Source organism: Prosthecomicrobium pneumaticum (assembly GCF_014199915.1).
GTDB classification, from domain to species: domain Bacteria; phylum Pseudomonadota; class Alphaproteobacteria; order Rhizobiales; family Kaistiaceae; genus Prosthecomicrobium; species Prosthecomicrobium pneumaticum.
This window is the reverse complement of sequence record NZ_JACHOO010000002.1, coordinates 306,794-323,299: the sequence shown is the minus strand read 5'-3', so window position 1 is coordinate 323,299 and position 16,506 is coordinate 306,794. Positions and strand designations below refer to the sequence as shown.

17 protein-coding genes are annotated in these 16,506 nt (G+C 70.3%); 9 read left to right on the top strand and 8 right to left on the bottom strand.

Translation table 11 applies throughout. The annotated features are described in order from the left end of the window. The first annotated feature begins 353 nt into the window (after positions 1–353). Positions 354–1,094 (top strand): ATP-binding cassette domain-containing protein, encoded by a 741-nt coding sequence (locus GGQ63_RS05155; RefSeq protein WP_183853240.1) that lies wholly within the window; start codon positions 354–356, stop codon positions 1,092–1,094. 64 nt (positions 1,095–1,158) lie between these two features. After that, complete coding sequence (locus tag GGQ63_RS05150) at positions 1,159–2,187, top strand: ABC transporter permease (RefSeq protein WP_183853238.1); 1,029 nt, start codon at positions 1,159–1,161, stop codon at positions 2,185–2,187. A gap of 217 nt (positions 2,188–2,404) precedes the next feature. Here GGQ63_RS05150 and smc read toward each other — a convergent pair whose 3' ends face one another. The 3 genes from smc to GGQ63_RS05135 all read right to left on the bottom strand — a co-directional run bounded on the left by smc (position 2,405) and on the right by GGQ63_RS05135 (position 7,094). Further along, positions 2,405–5,866: a chromosome segregation protein SMC gene (gene smc, locus GGQ63_RS05145; protein ID WP_183853236.1), complete on the bottom strand. Its 3,462-nt coding sequence runs from the start codon at positions 5,864–5,866 to the stop codon at positions 2,405–2,407. 57 nt (positions 5,867–5,923) lie between these two features. Further along, positions 5,924–6,544 (bottom strand): DsbA family protein, encoded by a 621-nt coding sequence (locus tag GGQ63_RS05140; protein WP_183853234.1) that lies wholly within the window; start codon positions 6,542–6,544, stop codon positions 5,924–5,926. Between the two features lie 82 nt (positions 6,545–6,626). Continuing rightward, positions 6,627–7,094: a DUF721 domain-containing protein gene (locus GGQ63_RS05135; protein WP_183853232.1), complete on the bottom strand. Its 468-nt coding sequence runs from the start codon at positions 7,092–7,094 to the stop codon at positions 6,627–6,629. 284 nt (positions 7,095–7,378) lie between these two features. Here GGQ63_RS05135 and GGQ63_RS05130 point away from each other — a divergent pair, with 284 nt between their 5' ends. The 5 genes from GGQ63_RS05130 (at position 7,379) to GGQ63_RS05110 (ending at position 10,144) form a co-directional block, all read left to right on the top strand. Beyond that, positions 7,379–7,783, top strand: coding sequence for an AtpZ/AtpI family protein (locus GGQ63_RS05130; RefSeq protein WP_183853230.1), 405 nt, complete (start codon positions 7,379–7,381; stop codon positions 7,781–7,783). Positions 7,784–7,826: 43 nt separating this feature from the next. Continuing rightward, positions 7,827–8,579 (top strand): F0F1 ATP synthase subunit A, encoded by a 753-nt coding sequence (locus tag GGQ63_RS05125; RefSeq protein WP_183853228.1) that lies wholly within the window; start codon positions 7,827–7,829, stop codon positions 8,577–8,579. Positions 8,580–8,636: 57 nt separating this feature from the next. Next, positions 8,637–8,864 carry a F0F1 ATP synthase subunit C gene (locus tag GGQ63_RS05120; protein ID WP_183853226.1) on the top strand — a complete coding sequence of 76 codons (228 nt, stop codon included), beginning with the start codon at positions 8,637–8,639 and terminating at the stop codon, positions 8,862–8,864. A 104-nt stretch (positions 8,865–8,968) separates the two neighbouring features. Then, complete coding sequence (locus GGQ63_RS05115; protein WP_183853224.1) at positions 8,969–9,649, top strand: F0F1 ATP synthase subunit B; 681 nt, start codon at positions 8,969–8,971, stop codon at positions 9,647–9,649. Positions 9,650–9,658: 9 nt separating this feature from the next. Further along, on the top strand, positions 9,659–10,144 hold the full coding sequence (locus tag GGQ63_RS05110; RefSeq protein WP_183853222.1) for a F0F1 ATP synthase subunit B family protein: 486 nt from the start codon (positions 9,659–9,661) through the stop codon (positions 10,142–10,144). Between the two features lie 93 nt (positions 10,145–10,237). Here GGQ63_RS05110 and GGQ63_RS05105 read toward each other — a convergent pair whose 3' ends face one another. The 4 genes from GGQ63_RS05105 to GGQ63_RS05090 form a co-directional block, all read right to left on the bottom strand. Continuing rightward, positions 10,238–11,332: an AI-2E family transporter gene (locus GGQ63_RS05105; RefSeq protein WP_183853220.1), complete on the bottom strand. Its 1,095-nt coding sequence runs from the start codon at positions 11,330–11,332 to the stop codon at positions 10,238–10,240. Positions 11,333–11,431: 99 nt separating this feature from the next. Continuing rightward, on the bottom strand, positions 11,432–12,139 hold the full coding sequence (locus GGQ63_RS05100; protein WP_183853218.1) for a ribonuclease HII: 708 nt from the start codon (positions 12,137–12,139) through the stop codon (positions 11,432–11,434). Between the two features lie 57 nt (positions 12,140–12,196). Next, entirely contained in the window at positions 12,197–12,766 is a 570-nt protein-coding gene (locus tag GGQ63_RS05095) for an NYN domain-containing protein (RefSeq protein WP_183853216.1), read from the bottom strand. 298 nt (positions 12,767–13,064) lie between these two features. Continuing rightward, complete coding sequence (locus tag GGQ63_RS05090) at positions 13,065–14,204, bottom strand: PA0069 family radical SAM protein (protein ID WP_183853214.1); 1,140 nt, start codon at positions 14,202–14,204, stop codon at positions 13,065–13,067. A 130-nt stretch (positions 14,205–14,334) separates the two neighbouring features. On the opposite strand from GGQ63_RS05090, the gene GGQ63_RS05085 reads away from it, so the two are divergent. Together GGQ63_RS05085 and GGQ63_RS05080 are read left to right on the top strand one after the other, a co-directional pair. Further along, complete coding sequence (locus GGQ63_RS05085; RefSeq protein ID WP_183853212.1) at positions 14,335–15,018, top strand: glycosyltransferase; 684 nt, start codon at positions 14,335–14,337, stop codon at positions 15,016–15,018. Positions 15,019–15,256: 238 nt separating this feature from the next. Then, a complete protein-coding gene (locus GGQ63_RS05080; protein WP_183853210.1) occupies positions 15,257–15,835 on the top strand; it encodes a class I SAM-dependent methyltransferase in 579 nt (192 codons plus the stop codon). A gap of 81 nt (positions 15,836–15,916) precedes the next feature. Here GGQ63_RS05080 and moaB read toward each other — a convergent pair whose 3' ends face one another. Next, positions 15,917–16,471, bottom strand: a complete 555-nt coding sequence (gene moaB / locus GGQ63_RS05075; RefSeq protein ID WP_183853208.1) for a molybdenum cofactor biosynthesis protein B — start codon at positions 16,469–16,471, stop codon at positions 15,917–15,919. Positions 16,472–16,506 lie beyond the last annotated feature (35 nt).

The window sequence follows — 16,506 nt, the reverse complement described above, 5'->3', positions numbered from 1 at the left end:
GCCGCGCCGTCGTCAACGCAATTTTGTCATATGATAGGGAACGAGGGGCGCCGCTCGGCAGGTGCCGCAGAAGGCCCCGCCGGCAGTCCCGCGCCAGGGGGCGGCCGTCCTTGTCCGTTGGCAATTCCGAGGCTTTCCGAAGTCCCGGCATGTGCGGTGCACACCTCAAAACCCTCATTTCTCGAATCCGTTTTACCTCGGCTATAGGCGTGAGGGAGAATCCCTCTTCTCATCAATCATCAGACATTCGATTGACGAAGCAGAACGCCGCACGGTATCTGAGGCGCAAGAGCGCCGCGCGGGCGCCGTCGCGCCGCACGGTGCGCGACCATCGACAGGGAGGACGGGCCGGGATGGCGATTCTCGAGCTCAATCAAATCTCGAAGCATTTCGGGGCCATCCAGGCCCTCAACGGCATTTCGATCGCGCTCGAGGAAGGCGAGGTCGTCGGGCTGATGGGCGACAACGGCGCCGGCAAGTCGACGCTCGTCAAGATCATCGCCGGCAACTTCCACCCGTCCGGCGGCGAGATCCGCATCGGCGGCCGGCCCGTGCAGTTCAACCGGCCGGTCGAGGCCCGCGAGAATGGCATCGAGGTCGTCTATCAGGACCTCGCCCTCTGCGACAACCTGACGGCGGCGGCGAACGTCTTTCTCGGCCGGGAGGTGCGGAAGGGATTCGGGCCGCTGAAGATCCTCGATTACAATGCGATGTACCGGCGGGCGGCGGAGCTCTTCAAGGAGCTGAAATCCGAGACGCGGCCCCGCGATCTCGTCCGCCAGATGTCGGGCGGCCAGCGCCAGGCGGTGGCGATCGCCCGCACCCGGCTGTCGGACGCCAAGATCGTGCTGATGGACGAGCCGACCGCCGCGATCAGCGTGCGCCAGGTCGCCGAGGTGCTCAACCTGATCCGCCGGCTGAAGGACCAGGGCGTCGCCGTCGTGCTGATCAGCCACCGCATGCCGGACGTCTTCTCGGTCTGCGACCGGGTCGTCGTGCTGCGCCGCGGCACCAAGGTCGCCGACAAGCCGATCGCCGCCACCTCGCCGGAGGAGGTGACCGGCCTCATCACCGGCGCGATCCAAGAAGCCTGACGTTCAAGAAGCCTGACGTATAAGAAGCCCAGAGTCCGCCGCCTCCGATTGCAGGATTGCGCCCATGTCCATTTCCATCGACGAGGCCGTGTCGAAGCAGACCCACGGCACGCTGTCCGGCCTGATGGCGCGGCAGACCTTCTGGGTGTTCGTCGCCTTCGCCGTCACCATCCTCCTGATGAGCCTCGCCTCGGACGTCTTCGCGACCGAGAAGAACCTCTACAACGTGTTCCGCAATTTCGCCTTCGTCGGCATCATGGCGCTCGGCATGACGGCGGTGATCATCACCGGCGGCATCGACCTCTCGGTCGGCTCGACGCTCTGCCTCGCCGCGATCGTCACCTCGATGACGATGGGGGCGGGCTATTCGGTCGAGGTCGGCATCATTGCCGGGCTCGCCGCCTCGATCGCCGTCGGCCTCGTCAATGGCGGGCTGATCGCCTATGTCGGCATGCCGTCCTTCGTCGTGACGCTCGGCATGCTGTCGGTCGCGCGAAGTCTCGCGCAGGTGATCTCGAACAACCAGATCGTCTACCAGCTGGGGCCGGACGCCAATGCGATCATGGCGCTCGGCGGCGGTTCGAGCTTCGGAGCGCTCCTGTCGCCCTTCGGTGCTTCGGGCGGCATCCCCAATCCGGCGCTCGTGCTGCTCGTGCTGGCGCTCGTCGCCGGCTTCGCCTTCCGCTGGACGCGCTGGGGCCGCCACATTTTCGCGATCGGCGGCAACGAGAACGCCGCGACGCTGACCGGCGTGCCGGTGAAGGCGATCAAGCTGTCGGTCTATGTCGTCTCGGCACTGATGGCGGGCATCGCCGGCGTGCTCGAGGTCGGCTGGCTCGGCAGCGTGACGGTCAATCTCGGCACCGGCATGGAATTGCAGGTGATCGCCGCCTCGGTGATCGGCGGCGCCAATCTCGCCGGCGGCGCGGGCACGGCGTTCGGCGCGGTGATCGGTTCCGCGCTCATCGAGGTGATCCGCAACAGCCTGATCCTGCTCGGCATCCCGACCTTCTGGCAGGGCACGTTCGTCGGCTGCTTCATCGTCGTCGCCGTGCTCGTCGACCGCATCCGGGCGATGCGCCAGTCGAACTGAGACCGCCGCATCCGTATGAGGATTGGAAGAGGCCGGGCGTGCGCCCGGCCTTTTTCACGGCGGCGGCTGTGCGGACCTGCCGAGGAAGCGTCGGGTGGTCGAGCGCGGCCGTTTGCGCCTCCCTCTCCCCACTCGGCTCGGCTGTTGCCGAGCGGGCGGGGAAAAGGCGAAATCGGCAACAGCCGACTTCGCCGGAGGGAGAGGGTGAGGGTCTCCGCTAGCCCGCCTCGCGGAAGCGTTCGGCGGTTTCGAGGTCGACCGAGACGAGCTGCGAGACGCCGCGCTCGGCCATCGTCACGCCGAACAGGCGGTTCATCCGCGCCATGGTGATCGGGTTGTGGGTGATCGTCACGAAGCGCGTGTCGGTGCGCCGCGCCATCTCGTCGAGGAGGTTGCAGAAGCGCTCGACATTGTGGTCGTCGAGCGGGGCGTCGACCTCGTCGAGCACGCAGATCGGCGCCGGATTGGTGAGGAAGACGGCGAAGATCAGCGCCATCGCGGTCAAGGCCTGCTCGCCGCCCGACAGAAGCGTCATGGTCTGCGGCTTCTTGCCCGGCGGGCGGGCGAGGATTTCGAGCCCGGCCTCGAGCGGATCGTCCGATTCGGTCAATTGAAGCTCGGCCGTGCCGCCGCCGAAGAGGTGGGTGAACAGCGCGCGGAAATGCCCGTCGACGACCTGGAAGGCGGCGACCAGCCGCTCGCGGCCCTCGCGGTTGAGGCTCGCGATCCCCTGGCGCAGCCGCTTGATCGCCTCGATCAGATCGTCGCGGTCGCGCACCAGCGTCTCGCGCCGCGCCTCGGCCTCGCGCGTCTCGTCCTCGGCGCGCAGATTGACGGCGCCGAGCCGCTCGCGCTCCTGGCGCAGCCGGTCGAGCCGGGTCTCCAGCTGGCCGAGATCGGGCGGCGGCGCGTCCGGGTCGAGCGCGGCGAGCTTCGCCGTCTCGGCCGGGGTGCCGTCGAGCACGTCGAGGATGCGGGCCTCGGTCTCGGCCCTCCGTTCGCGCGCCGCGGCGAGCCGCTCCTCGCCGCGAGCCCGCGCCTCGCGCGTCTCCGACAAGGCGGCGAGCGCCGCGCGGGCCGCGCGATCCGCCTCGGCGAGCGCGGCCTCCGCGGCGGCGCGCCGCTCCGCCGCCTCGCGCCGGCCGGTCTCCGCCCGCGCGATCTCGGCGGCGAGCGCCCGGCGCTTGACGTCGAACTCGCCCGGACCGTCGGCGAGGCCGGCCCGCTCGGCCTCCACCTCGGCGCGGCGGGCGGCGAGCGTCGCCATCTGGGTCGCGGCGTTCGCGGCGCGGCTCTGCCAGCGCGCCCGCTCCTCGCCGATCGCGGCCCGGCGGCGGCGGCGGACCTCGGCGTCGCGGGCGAGCGATTCGACCGCGGCGCGCGCCTCGGCGAGCGCGGAGCGCCCTTCGGCGACGGTCGCCCGCAGCGCGTTCACGTTGTTCTGCGCCGCCTGCGGGTCCTCCGCGCCGGCGAGCGCCGCGGCGGCGGCCGTCTTCGCGGCCTCCGCCTCGGTGCGGCTCGCGGCGACGCGCGCCTTCGCCTCGTCGAGCGCGGCACGGCGGGCGACCAGCCGGGCCGCCTCGCGCTCCGCATCGGCGAGCGCGCCGCGCGCCGCATCGAGCGCCTTCTGGCGCTGCCGCGCGGCCTCGCGCGCGGTGCGCTCCGCCTCCGCCGCGGCACGGCCGGAGGCGGACGCCGCATCGAGCACGGCCTTCGCCTCCGCGGCCTTCACGCGCGCCGCTTCCGCCGCGGTCTGCAGCTCGGCGAGCCGGTTGCGGTTCTCGAGCCGCTGGGCCGCCGCGGTCGGCGCGCCGGGCCTCGCGCAATAGCCGTCCCAGCGCCAGACGGCGCCCTTCCGGGTCACCAGCACCTGGCCGGGGGCGAGCGCGGCCTGCAGCCGCGGGCCGTCCTCGGCCGCGACGACGCCGATCTGGGCGAGCGCGCGGGCGAGCAGGGCCGGCGCCTCGACATGGGCGGCGAGCGGCGCAGCGCCTTGCGGGAGCGCCGGATCGCCCGCGACGGGGGCGAGGCCGCGCCAATAGACCGGCGCCGCGGCGTCGTCCGAAGCGTCGAGTTCCTCCCCGAAGGCGGCGACGAGCGCCGCCTCGAAGCCTTTTTCGACCGTCATCGCGTCGAGGAGCGGCGGGCGCCTGGCCGCGCCGGCGGGCGGCGCGAGCAGCCGGGCGAGCGTCTTCGCCTCGGTCTCGATCGCGCCGAGCGTCCGCTCCGCCTCGGTGACGGCGGGGCGGGCGGCGGCTTCCGCATCACGCGCGCCCGCGGCACGGCGCTCGGCTGCCGCGGCTTCGGCCTCGGCCGCGGCGAGGGCCGCCTCGGCGTCCGCGACGCGCGCCTCAGCCGGTTCGACGCCCGGCAGAGCGGCGATCTGGCGGGCGAGGGCGTCCGCCTCGCGCTCGACGCCGGCGTATTCCGCGACGATGCGGGCGAGCCGGTCCGCCGTCTCGCGCGCCGCCCGTTCGAGACCGGCGCGCGCCGCGGCGATCCGGGCATGCGCGGCGGTCGCCTCGGTGAGCGCCGCCTCGCTGCCGGCGAGCGCCGTTTCGGCGGCCGCACGGCGGGCCGCGGCGGCGGCCGTCGTCTCGACCGCGGCGGCATCCTCGGCGACGAGCCGGGCCTCCTCCTCGTCGAGCCGGGCGAGCGTGCCGGCATTTTCCGCCGCCATCTTCTCTTCGCGGGCGACGTCCTCGCCGAGCTGCCTCAGCCGGCGGTCGAGCTCGCCGAGCCGGTCGCGCAGGCGCTTCTCCTCGGCTTCGAGGCTCTCGCGGGCGAGGTTGAGCCGCTGCAGCGTCGCGCCCGCGGCGGCCTCGGCCTCGCGAAGGGGCGGGAGGGCGGCGGCGGCGACCGCCTGATCGCGCGCGGTGCGGGCCTGCACCTCGCCGGCGCCGGTCGCGCCCTTCTCGGCCGCACCGAGCGCGGATTCCGCCTCCGCCACGGCGCGCGCCGCGGCCCGCCAGCGCAGATGCAGCACGGTCGCCTCGACGCCGCGGATGTCGGCAGAAAGGTTGCGGTAGCGATTCGCCTGGCGCACCTGGCGCTTCAGCGTCTCGATCTGGGCGTCGATCTCGGCGAGCACGTCCTCGAGCCGCTCGAGGTTCTGCTCGGCCGCTTTCAGCCGCGTCTCGGCCTCGTTGCGGCGGGAATAGAGGCCGGAAATGCCGGCCGCTTCCTCGAGCACGGCGCGGCGCGCCTGCGGCTTCGCGGCGATCAGCTCGCCGATCCGGCCCTGGCCGACCATCGCCGGCGAGCGCGCGCCGGTCGAGGCGTCGGCGAACAGGAGCTGCACGTCGCGGGCGCGCACCTCCTTGCCGTTGATCCGGTAGACCGAGCCCGCCTCGCGCTCGATCCGCCGCGTCACCTCGAGCACGTCCGCGTCATTGAAGGCGGCCGGTGCGGTGCGGTCGGCATTGTCGACGAAGAGGGTGACTTCCGCGGTGTTGCGGGCCGGGCGGTTGAGGCTGCCGGAGAAGATCACGTCGTCCATGCCGGACGCGCGCATGTTTTTGTACGAGCTTTCGCCCATCACCCAGCGGAGCGCCTCGACGAGGTTCGACTTGCCGCAGCCGTTCGGCCCGACGACGCCGGTGAGGCCGGGCGCGATGAGGAAGTCGGAGGGCTCGACGAAGGACTTGAAGCCGAGCACGCGGAGGCGGTCGAATTTCATCGCGCCGCCTCGCCGGGAGAGGGGCGCACGACACCGGCGCGCCCCCGAAGCGGCACGTCAGGCGAGCAGCTGATCGAGTTCCTCGATCGAGAGAGCACCCGGCTTCTTCTCTCCATTGATGAAGAAGGTCGGCGTCGCGTCGACGCCGAACGTCGTCGCGGCGCGATCCTTGACGGCGTTCACTCCATCGAGGAGCGCCTGATTCTTCAAGGTCAGCTCGAAGGTTTCCTGTGTGAAACCGACCTGCTTGGCGATGGCGAGCAGCGCGGAGACCGGATCCTGCACGAAGGCCCACTGCTCCTGACGCTCGAAGAGGAGATCGACCATCGGGAAATAGCCGTCGTTCGGCGCGGCCCGGGCGAGCATGAAGCCGGCGGTGGCGAGCGCATCGAGCGGGAATTCGCGGAAGATGAAGTAGACCTGGCCGCTGTCGACATATTTCTCCTTGAACGGCCGGTAGGTCGTGTCGTGGAAATGGCGGCAATGGCTGCAGGTGAGCGAGGCGTATTCGATCACCACCTTCGGCGCATCCGGCTTGCCGAGGCCCTTGTCGCCGAGCGGGCCGGGCTTCATCAGCTCGGCCGTGTCGACCGAGGCGGCGAAGGCGAAGCGCGGCAGGAGCGCGGCGGCTCCGAGCGCCAGGCCCGTCGTGGCGATGAAGTCTCTGCGGTTGATCATGGTCCTGTTCCTGGTGGGCCGTCGGCGGCCGGGTTCTCGGGAATCCTGGGCGAAAATTGCGAGCTTTTTCAGCCCTGTCATTTCACGATCGCTCGACCTCGGCGTGCACCGCGGCGCCCCAGCGGGCGAGCGCATCGCGCAGCGGCCCCGGCTCGAGATCGCCGACCAGCGCCTCGGCGGCGGCCTTCGCGCGCGGCGAGGGCGGGGGAGGGCGGGTCCCGGCGGTGTCGGTCCGTGCGACCGGCGCCTGGATGAGCTTGATCCGGGCGATCGCGGCGAAGCCGAGAAAGGCGTTGACCCGCTCGCGGATCACCGAGGCCTCGTGCTGCAGGAAGATCGCGTCGGCGCCTTCGACCCGGATCGTCAGGGTCGCCCCGCCCGGCTCGTCCGCAGCGCCGCGGCGCGGCCATGTGATCTTGTCGGGCGCGGTCGTCGCCGCGAAGCGCGGGCCGACGACGGCACTCCACGCGCCGATCAGGTCGGCCGAGGCGAAACCGCGCTTCGCGAGCACGGGCGCGATCACCTTGCCGATCACGGCGGCGATCGGCAAGGTGCCGGACCTGCGCTCTCGTTCGGGCCTGTCGCTCATCGACCCGGTTGTGCCATGCCGGCGGGGAAGGGGGAAGCCCAAGGCGGCGGGGATTCGCGGCCGGTGCCGGCGGACGGACTCGGCGTCTTCGCGAAAGACAAGTGTTTTCAACGCGATAAGCACCGCTCACCTATTCTTGACAGCAAAAGGGGGGCTCACTATGGTGCGCGCGGCTTCGGGACCGGCCGTTTTGCTCGGTTTCCGGCGGCGGTGTGGCCGATCCGAGAGCGGTTGGAGCTTGCGGCATGGCGGCGCCGGACGACGGAACGGGCGGGGACGGCAAGGGCGAGGAAGCGGCGCTCTCCGAGAGGCTCCGGCAGCTCGACGCCAGGCTCGGACAGAAGCGGTCCGAGCGGCAGGCCGCCGAGCGCGGCCGGTCGGCGAGGGGCGGCATGCAGGGCATGGGCCTCGCGGTCCGGGTGTCGAGTGAATTCGCGGCCGGCGTGCTCGTCGGTGCGGCGCTCGGCTGGGTTGTGGACTATTGGGCGGGCACGACGCCCTGGGGGCTGATCATCCTGCTCCTGCTCGGCTTTGCGGCCGGCGTGCTGAACGTTCTGCGTGCCCTCGGCAAGGTCGCCGGGCCGGAAACGCGGGTGCGGCCCGGCGACGGGCCGAGAAACGGGTCCGGCGGCGACGCCGGTCGAGGTTAACGTCCGGCGCGCCGGACAGTCGAGGGAAGGGCGGGTCCAGACCGTGGCGAACGATCCGATCCATCAGTTTCAGATTCAAAAGCTGTTCACCGTCGCCGATGTCGGTGGCGTCGAGATCGCCTTCACCAATTCCGCCCTGTTCATGTTCCTGACGGTCGGCGCCGTCGCCGCCTTCCTCTATTTCTCGACCGCCGGGCGGGCGCTCGTCCCGTCGCGCTGGCAGTCCGCCGCCGAGCTCTCCTACGAGATGGTCGCCAACATGTTGCGGGACGGGGCGGGGAAGGAAGGCATGCGCTTCTTCCCCTTCGTCTTCTCGCTCTTCATGTTCGTGCTGTTCGCCAACCTGTTCGGCATGGTGCCGTATTTCTTCACCGTGACGAGCCACATCATCGTCACCTTCGCGCTCGCCATTCTGGTGATCGGCACCGTGGTGATCTATGGCGTGATGCATCACGGCACGCATTTCCTCGGCCTGTTCGTGCCGAAGGGCGTGCCGCTGGCGGTGCTGCCGCTCGTCTCCGCGATCGAGGTGATCTCCTTCCTCTCGCGGCCGATCAGCCTCTCCGTCCGTCTCTTCGCCAACATGCTGGCCGGCCATATCACCCTCAAGGTGTTCGCCGGCTTCGTCGGCAGCCTCGGCGCGCTCGGTGCGCTCGGCATCGGCGGCGCGATCCTGCCGCTTGCGATGGTCGTCGGCCTGACGGCGCTCGAGTTCCTCGTCGCCTTCCTGCAGGCCTATGTCTTCGCCATCCTGACCTGCATGTATCTGAACGACGCGCTGCATCCGGGCCATTGAGCCGGAGCGGCGGACGTAAACCCACAGCGACACGGATTTCCTCAAGGAGTGAATGACATGGAAGCGGAAGCTGCAAAGTTCCTCGGCGCCGGCCTCGCCTGCCTCGGCATGGCGGGCACCGCCCTCGGCCTCGGCAACATTTTCGGCAGCTTCCTCTCGGGTGCGCTGCGCAACCCGTCGGCCGCCGATGCCCAGTTCCCCCGGCTGATCTTCGGCTTCGCGGTGACGGAAGCGCTCGGCATCTTCTCGCTGCTCGTCGCGCTGCTGCTCCTCTTCGTGGTCTGATCGCCGCGAGCGGGGCGTCTCCGACGCCCCCGAGCGCCTTCGCGAAAGGGGCGGTCGCCGCCCCTTCGCTCTTTCCCGCGTGAACGCTCGAGCCGAGACCGTCCATGTCCTTCTTCGTCACCGAAGCCCTCGCCCAGGAGTCCGCGCCGGCGCCCGCCGCCCCGGCTCCGGATACGACGGCGCCGCAGACGGCCCCGATCGAGCCGCCGCTCGATGCCGGCGCCCCGGCCGACGCGCACGGCGCCGCCGAGGCGACGCACAGCGAGGTCGGCCATGAGGCGGCGGGCCATGGCGGCCCGTTCCCGCCCTTCGACCCCTCGACCTTCGCCTCCCAGCTCGTCTGGCTCGCGATCAGCTTCGCGCTGCTCTATCTGCTCATGAAGCGCGTGCTCGCGCCGCGCGTCGGCTCGATCATCGAGGAGCGCGCCGGCCGCATCGCCGACGATATCGGCCGTGCCGAACGGCTGCGCGAGCAGTCGGATGCGGCGATCGCCTCCTATGAGAAGGCGCTCGCCGAGGCGCGTTCCCAATCCCAGCGCATCGCCGCCGAGGCGACCGAGGCGGCGAAGGCGGAAGTCGCCGCCGAGCGGGCCCGCATCGAGGCGCAGCTCGGCGCGCAGCTCGCCGCCGCCGAAGTGCGGATCGGCGAGATCAAGAGCCGCGCGCTCGCCGAGGTCGGCTCGATCGCCGAGGAGACCGCGGCGGAGATCGTCGCGACCCTGTCGGGCTCCGCCCCGCAGCGGGACGAGGTGGCCGGCGCGGTGTCCGCCGCGCTCGGCAAGTAGGAGGGCGGCATGGCGTTCGACGCGACTTTCTGGGCCTTTGTCGGCCTCGTCCTCTTCTTCGTCATCCTCGTCGCGATGAAGGTGCCGGGCACGATCGGCGCGGCGCTCGACAAGCGCGCCGCCTCGATCCGCGAGGATATCGAGAATGCCCGCAAGCTGCGCGAGGAGGCGGAGCGCCTGCTCGCCGACTATCAGCGCCGCGCCACCGAGGCGAAGAGCGAGGCCGCTTCGATCGTCGAGGCGGCGAAGCGCGAGGCGGCGGCCCTCTCGGCCGAGGCGAAGGCGCGCATCGAGGACTACGTCGCCCGCCGCACGAAGATGGCGGAAGACAAGATCGCCCAGGCCGAGGCGCAGGCGATCCAGGAGGTGCGCGCGCTGTCGGCCGATGTCGCGGTCGCGGCGGCCGAGACGATCCTCGCCGCGAGGACCAAGGGCGCCGAGGCCGACCGGCTGATCGACGCCTCGATCGCGAGCCTCGCGACGAAGCTCAACTGACCGGCGCCCGAGCGTCACAGGGATTTCGGAAAGGGCGCTTCGGCGCCCTTTTTTTCATGGCGCCGGCGGTTGCCGCGGAGGCGCCTCCTCTCCTCAGCGCCCGGCCGGAAGGGAGGGCGCGCCGGGCGTCTCGATGTCCGGCGGGGGAACGGCCTCCGCGGCGAGGCGGTCGCGCAGGATCGCGATCAGGGCGAGGGTGACCGCGATCGTCGCCGGGCCCAGCACGATGCCCGACGCGCCGAAGACGAGGATGCCGCCGACCGCACCGACGAAGGCGGGAATGGTGTGCAATTGCAGACGGTTGCCGACGAGGATGGGGTAGAGGATGTTGTCGACGGTGGCGACGACGCCGCCGCCCCAGATGGCCATGACGAGGCCATCGGCCCAGCGGCCTTCGAGGGCGAGGAAGATCGCCGCCGGCAGCCAGACGACGAAGGCGCCGAGCACGGGCACGATGGCGAAGAGGCCCATCACGACGCCCCAGAGCAGCGGTGCCGGCAGGCCGAGCCACCAGAACATCAGCCCGCCGAGCGCACCCTGGACGATCGCCACGACGACCGTGCCGAAGATCGTCGCCCGCACCGTGTCGGCGAAACGAGCCGAGACTTTGCCGAACTCCGCCGGCCGCAGCGGCAGCAGCGACGCCGTCGCCTCCACCGCGCGCACGCGGTCGCGCAGCAGATAGAAGAGCATATAGAAGGTCAGCACGAGATTGACGATCTGGTTGACCGAGCCGCGCAGCAGCGATGTGCTCTGCGCGGTGAGCCAGGAGGCGAGCGTGCTCGCCGCGCCGGCGAGATCGAGCCGCTCCTCGACCCAGGTCGCGGCGGCGACGATGCGCGGATAGCCGGCGATCGCGTCGCGCCAGTCGGCGGTGCGGATCGCCGCCTCGACATGGACGGCCCCGCGCGCCGCCTCGGCGGCGACCTGGCCGCCGACGACGAGCAGCGGCACCACGACGGCGATGGCGGTGGCACCGACCGTGAGGCCGGCGGCGAGTTCCCGCTGCCGGACGCGACGCTCGATCCGGCCGTGCAGCGGGGCGAGCAGGATGGCGAGCACGACCGCCCAGGTGAGCGACGGCAGGAAGGGGAGCGCGAGACGGTAGCTCAGATAGAGGCCGATCGCCGCCAGCGCGACGATCACCATCAGCCGCAACCGCTCCGCCGTCAGACACCCCGCCGTCATGGACCGATCGCCTCCGCTGCCCGTCCGGGCGAGACTAGGCCGGATCGGCGCGCGGCGCACGCCCGCGCGGCGGCGGCGGAGCGCCGCGGCAGGGCACGCTCAGGCGGTGGCGAGGAGGAGCGAGGACTGCGCTTCGGAGGCGGCCGCGCGATCGAGGCCGAGCGCGGCGCGCACGGGCGCGAAGCTGCGCCGGTGCAGCGCGCAGACGCCGCGGGCGCCGAGCGCGGCGAGGTGTTCCGGCGTGCCGTAGCCCATGTGCCGCTCGAAGCCATAGCCGGGGAAGCGGGCGCCGGCCGCGGCCATCAGCCGGTCGCGCGTCACCTTGGCGACGATCGAGGCGGCCGCGATCGAGACCGAGCGGGCGTCGCCGGCGACGAGCGCATCGGCCGGGCAGGCGAGGCCGGGCGGCAGCATGTTGCCGTCGACGAGCACGTGATCGGCCGGCCGCGACAGACCGGCGATCGCCCGGCTCATCGCCCACAGGCTCGCCCGCAGGATGTTCATCGTGTCGATGCGGGCGACCGAGGCGATCGCGACGGAGACGCAGGCGGCCTCGACGATCTCTTCATAGAGACGCGCCCGGGCTTCGGGCGCGACCTTCTTCGAATCGTCGAGCCCCTTCGGACGGAAACTCTTCGGCAGCACCACCGCGGCGGCGACGACCGGGCCGGCGAGCGGACCCCGGCCGGCCTCGTCGACGCCGGCCACCCATTGCCGGCCATCCCGTCGCAGCCGGCGCTCGAAGGCGTCGTCGGGCGCCTCGGGCAGAGGCAGAAGCGGGGTCGAATCGGAGGGGCGGCGCGCCATGGTCGCAGAATCGCCCGGCTCGGGCGCCGGGGCAAGCCGGGTCGGCTGCGCCTTTCGTCACGCCGCCTTGCGGCGCCGGCCCCCGGTCTTGCCGCCGCGCTTGCCGGCTCCGGTGTCCGCCGCGGCGGTCTCGGCTTCGGGTTCGGAGGCGGGTGCACGCTCCGCACCGATCCGCGCCGTCACGGGCGCCGCCGGGGCGGCGGCCTCGGCGGGCAGCGTCGTCCAGGACGAGAAGGCGGCGCGGTAGGCCTCGGAGGCGTGCGCCGTGCCGATGCCGTGCGCCGCGACGCCCGCCGCGCGCACGGCGAGCGCGAGGCCGGCAAAACGGCTGTCGTCGGAGGCGATGATCAGGCCGTCGAGGCTGCGGCTCTGCAGCATCTCGACCACATCGAGCGCCAACGCGAGCTCGGCGCCGTGGCGGCTGCGCTCGGTGACGAGGGTGCGGCCGTCGAGCACCACCGTCTCCATCCAGTCCGGCCAGACATCGGCGGGCGCGCATCCGTGCAGCCGGGCGATCAGCAGGTCACCGGAACGGCCGATCGCGGCGAGAAGGGGAGCGGCACAGCCGGGAGAAAGCGTTCCGCCGTCGACGAAGAGCGCCACGCGGCCGACGATATCGCTGCTCATCCTGAATCCTCACTCGACACGGACCCCGCCCGATTGACGGCCCGCAATGGTGAAGACGGCCCTAACGTCCGGCCGAAAATCTCTCTTCCTTCGGCACGATCGCACCGTCCGGCGGTCGACGGCCGGCCCTGTGCAAGGCGCAGCGCCCCCGCCGCGCCTCGTTCCGGGCCGGAGAGCGCCGCTCCCCGCAGCCGCCGCCGTCATCGTCCACCCGACCGCATGCCGTTCCGGTGCCCTATGCCGGTCGGCCCCTTCCCGGCACCGGCAAGGCTTCGTCCACCCCCTTCGACCCGCCGGGTCAGAAGAGGCTCAACTGGCCGCCCCGCGCGATCGGCGGGGCGAAGAGGTCGGTCCGCAGCCGGGTCGTGCGACGGTTGAGACCGAGCCGCTTCACCGCCAGTTCGAAGCGGCGGCCGATCTGCCAGGCATAGGGGCCGTCGCCGCGCATCCGCTTGCCCCATTCCGCATCGTAATCGGCGCCGCCGCGCATCGAGCGCAGCACGCTCATGACGTGCCGGTAGCGATCCGGATAGTTGCGCGCCAGCCATTCGCGGAAGAGCTCCGAAACTTCGAGCGGCAGGCGCAAGAGGACATAGCCGGCCTCGGTCGCGCCCTGCGCAGCGGCGGCGTCGAGAATGCGCTCGATCTCGCTGTCGTTGAGCGCGGGGATGAGCGGCGCCGTCATCACACCGACCGGCACGCCGGCCTGCGCGAGGCCGCGGATCGCTTCCAGCCGGCGCGTCGGCGTCGCCGCCCGCGGCTCCATGGCGCGGGCGAGCTTGCGGTCGAGCGTCGTCACCGAGAGCGCGACCTTGGCGAGGCCGCGCTCGGCCATGCGCGACAGGATGTCGACATCGCGCAGCACCAGCGCCGACTTCGTGACGATCGCCACGGGATGGCCGAAGCGGTCGAGCACCTCGAGAATCTCGCGCATGATCCGGTGCGTCTTCTCGATCGGCTGATAGGGGTCGGTGTTGGTGCCGATCGCGATGGTGCGCGGCTTGTAGCCCTCGGCCGACAGCTCGCGTTCCAGCAGCTTCGCCGCATCGGGCTTCGCAAACAGCTTGCTCTCGAAATCGAGACCGGCCGAGAGGCCCATATAGGCGTGGGTCGGCCGGGCGAAACAGTAGACGCAGCCGTGCTCGCAGCCGCGATAGGGATTGATCGACCGGTCGAAGGAGATATCGGGCGATTCGTTGCGGGTGATGATCTTCCGCGCCTTTTCGACCTGAACCTCGGTCTTGAAGGGCGGCAGTTCGTCGAGGCTCTGCCAGCCGTCGTCGAAGGGCACGAAGGCGAGCTTCTCGAACCGGCCCGACCGGTTCGATTCCGCGCCGCGGCCGCGGCGCCGCTCCGGATCGATCGGCACGGCGGGACCCGGCTCCGCGGGGAGGATCAGCGGGTCGAGGCCGACGGGAATGGGATGGCTCAGGCTCATGATCTTATTCCTAGGCCCAGCGTCGGAACAAATCAAGAACATAATCGTCCGGCGTGCCGTGGCGTCGCAGAACCCTCACGCGATAGTTCAACTTTCTCGCAACTTCGCGCGAAACCGGCTAAAACGGGGCATGATCAGCGTCATCTTGCCGACACGGGACGACGAGACCGCGCTCGCTTATGCGCTCGCCGCGCTCGTTCCGGCCGCCGCCGACGGGACGATCCGCGAGGTGATCGTGGTCGATCTCGGCTCGACCGACGGCACGGCGGCCGTCGCCGACGCGGCCGGCTGCCGCTTCGTCGCCGCACGCGGCCCGCTCGGCGCGGAACTCGCGTCCGCGGCCGACAGCGCCCGCTCCGACTGGCTGCTCTTCATCTCGCCGCGCGTCGTGCTCGAGCCGTCCTGGCAGCGCGAGGCGCAGGAGTTCATCGACCGCACGCTGATGGCGGGCGGCGGCAGGCGGCTCCGCGCCGCGGCCTTCCGGCACGCCCGGGCGGGCTATGGCTGGCGCGAGCGGATGGGGGAGTTCGGCGCGGCGCTCCGCGCCCGGCTGCTCTTCGCGCCCTATCACGAGGAGGGGCTGCTGGTGCCGCGGCGGCTCTATCGCGAGGTCGGCGGCCATCGCGCCTTGCCGGCCTTCGTCGACGCGGATCTGGCGCGGCGGATCGGCCGCAGCCGGCTGACCTTCCTCCGCGCCCGCGCGGTGCTCTCCGGCGAGGCCGCCGATGCGCCGCGGGGAGCGAAGGCGTTCGTCCGCCTGGTGCTCTTCGCGCTGCGCGTGCCGCCGCGCCTGTTCGGCCGCCTCGCCGCCTGAGCGGCGGAGGGGGCAGCGGCAAGATACCCGACAAGCAGCGGAATCCGGACTGGTTCAGTGGCACACAGCTTTGGGCTTGACCTTACGTTGCGCGCCCCGTCTGATTGGCCACCTGAGAGACGGCCCGGCTATTATGGGTTAAAGAAATAAATCGCCGCACACTTTCTGAGAGAAATAGATCGAGATGTCTGCGTCGAAAAGAACGGTAATCCGAAGGGGCCCCTTCCGTGGGGCTCCAATGCTTCTGAACAAAAATACGTCAAAAAGAAAGATATGGGGCCTTTACGAGTACGTTCTTAACGCATGGTTATCTCAGAAGATTCAAAGTCATTCGAATTTTATCGACATTGGAGCAAATAACGGGTATCATACTTATGGTTTTTCTTATGCCGCTAGCAGGGCGGGGCATAGAGACGTAAGGGTAATCTCGGTGGAACCTGACGTCGGAGAGCAGCTATTGGCGCCAAGAAACTGGAATGAGTATCGGAGTTTAAGTATAGATATTATTGAGAAATATTGCAGGGCGGAGCCGGGTGAGGGTATTACGATCCACGACCTGATAAGTAATATGGAGAGCGGTCTTATCAAAATGGATATAGAGGGAGGCGAGAGAGAGGTTATTCCAAGCAACATAGACATTCTATCTAATAGAAAGTTCGACTGGTGTATTGAGATTCATGGAAAAGATCTGATAGTCGAGATAGCTGCTGCCTTTTGTAGCGCCAAGCGTCCGTTCTTGATTAAGGATATGCCGCAACTGCCATTTATCGGGGGCGAGCCTCGTCCAATTCTCACGACGTGGCTGGTGACGATCTGACCAGCGAGCGCGACTTCCGGTGCGGCGGCGCGCCGTGGCTGCTGTCTCCAAGCAATCTTTCCGGAGTTTTTGCGGCCTCGCTCAGGCCTTCAGCTTGCCGCGCTTCAGGTGTTCGTCGAGGCGGGGCATGATCTCGACGAAATTGCAGGGGCGCGTCCGGTAGTCGAACTGCGGCGCGAGAATGTTGTCCCAGGCGTCGCGGCAGGCGCCGGGCGAGCCGGGCAGCACGAACACGAAGGTCGCATTGGCGAGGCCGGCGGTCGCCCGCGACTGGATCGTCGAGACGCCGATCACCTCATAGCTCACCCGATGGAAGAGGGCGGAGAAGCCCTCCATCCGCTTCTCGAACAGCGGCTCGATCGCCTCCGGCGTGACGTCGCGGCCGGTGAAGCCGGTGCCGCCGGTGGTGACGATCGCGTCGATCGAGGCGTCCTCGATCCAGCACGAGACGATGGCGCGGATCTCTTCGACATCGTCCGGCACGATCGCCCGTTCGGCGAGATGGTGGCCGGCCGCCGTGATCCGCTCGGCGAGCGTGGTGCCGGATTTGTCGGTTTCGAGCGAGCGCGTGTCGGAGACGGTGAGAACCGCGAAGCGCACCGGGATGAAGGGCAGGCTCTCGTCGATCCGGGCCATGGCGTCCTCGCTGAGCGGAAGCGCTCGCTCGATAA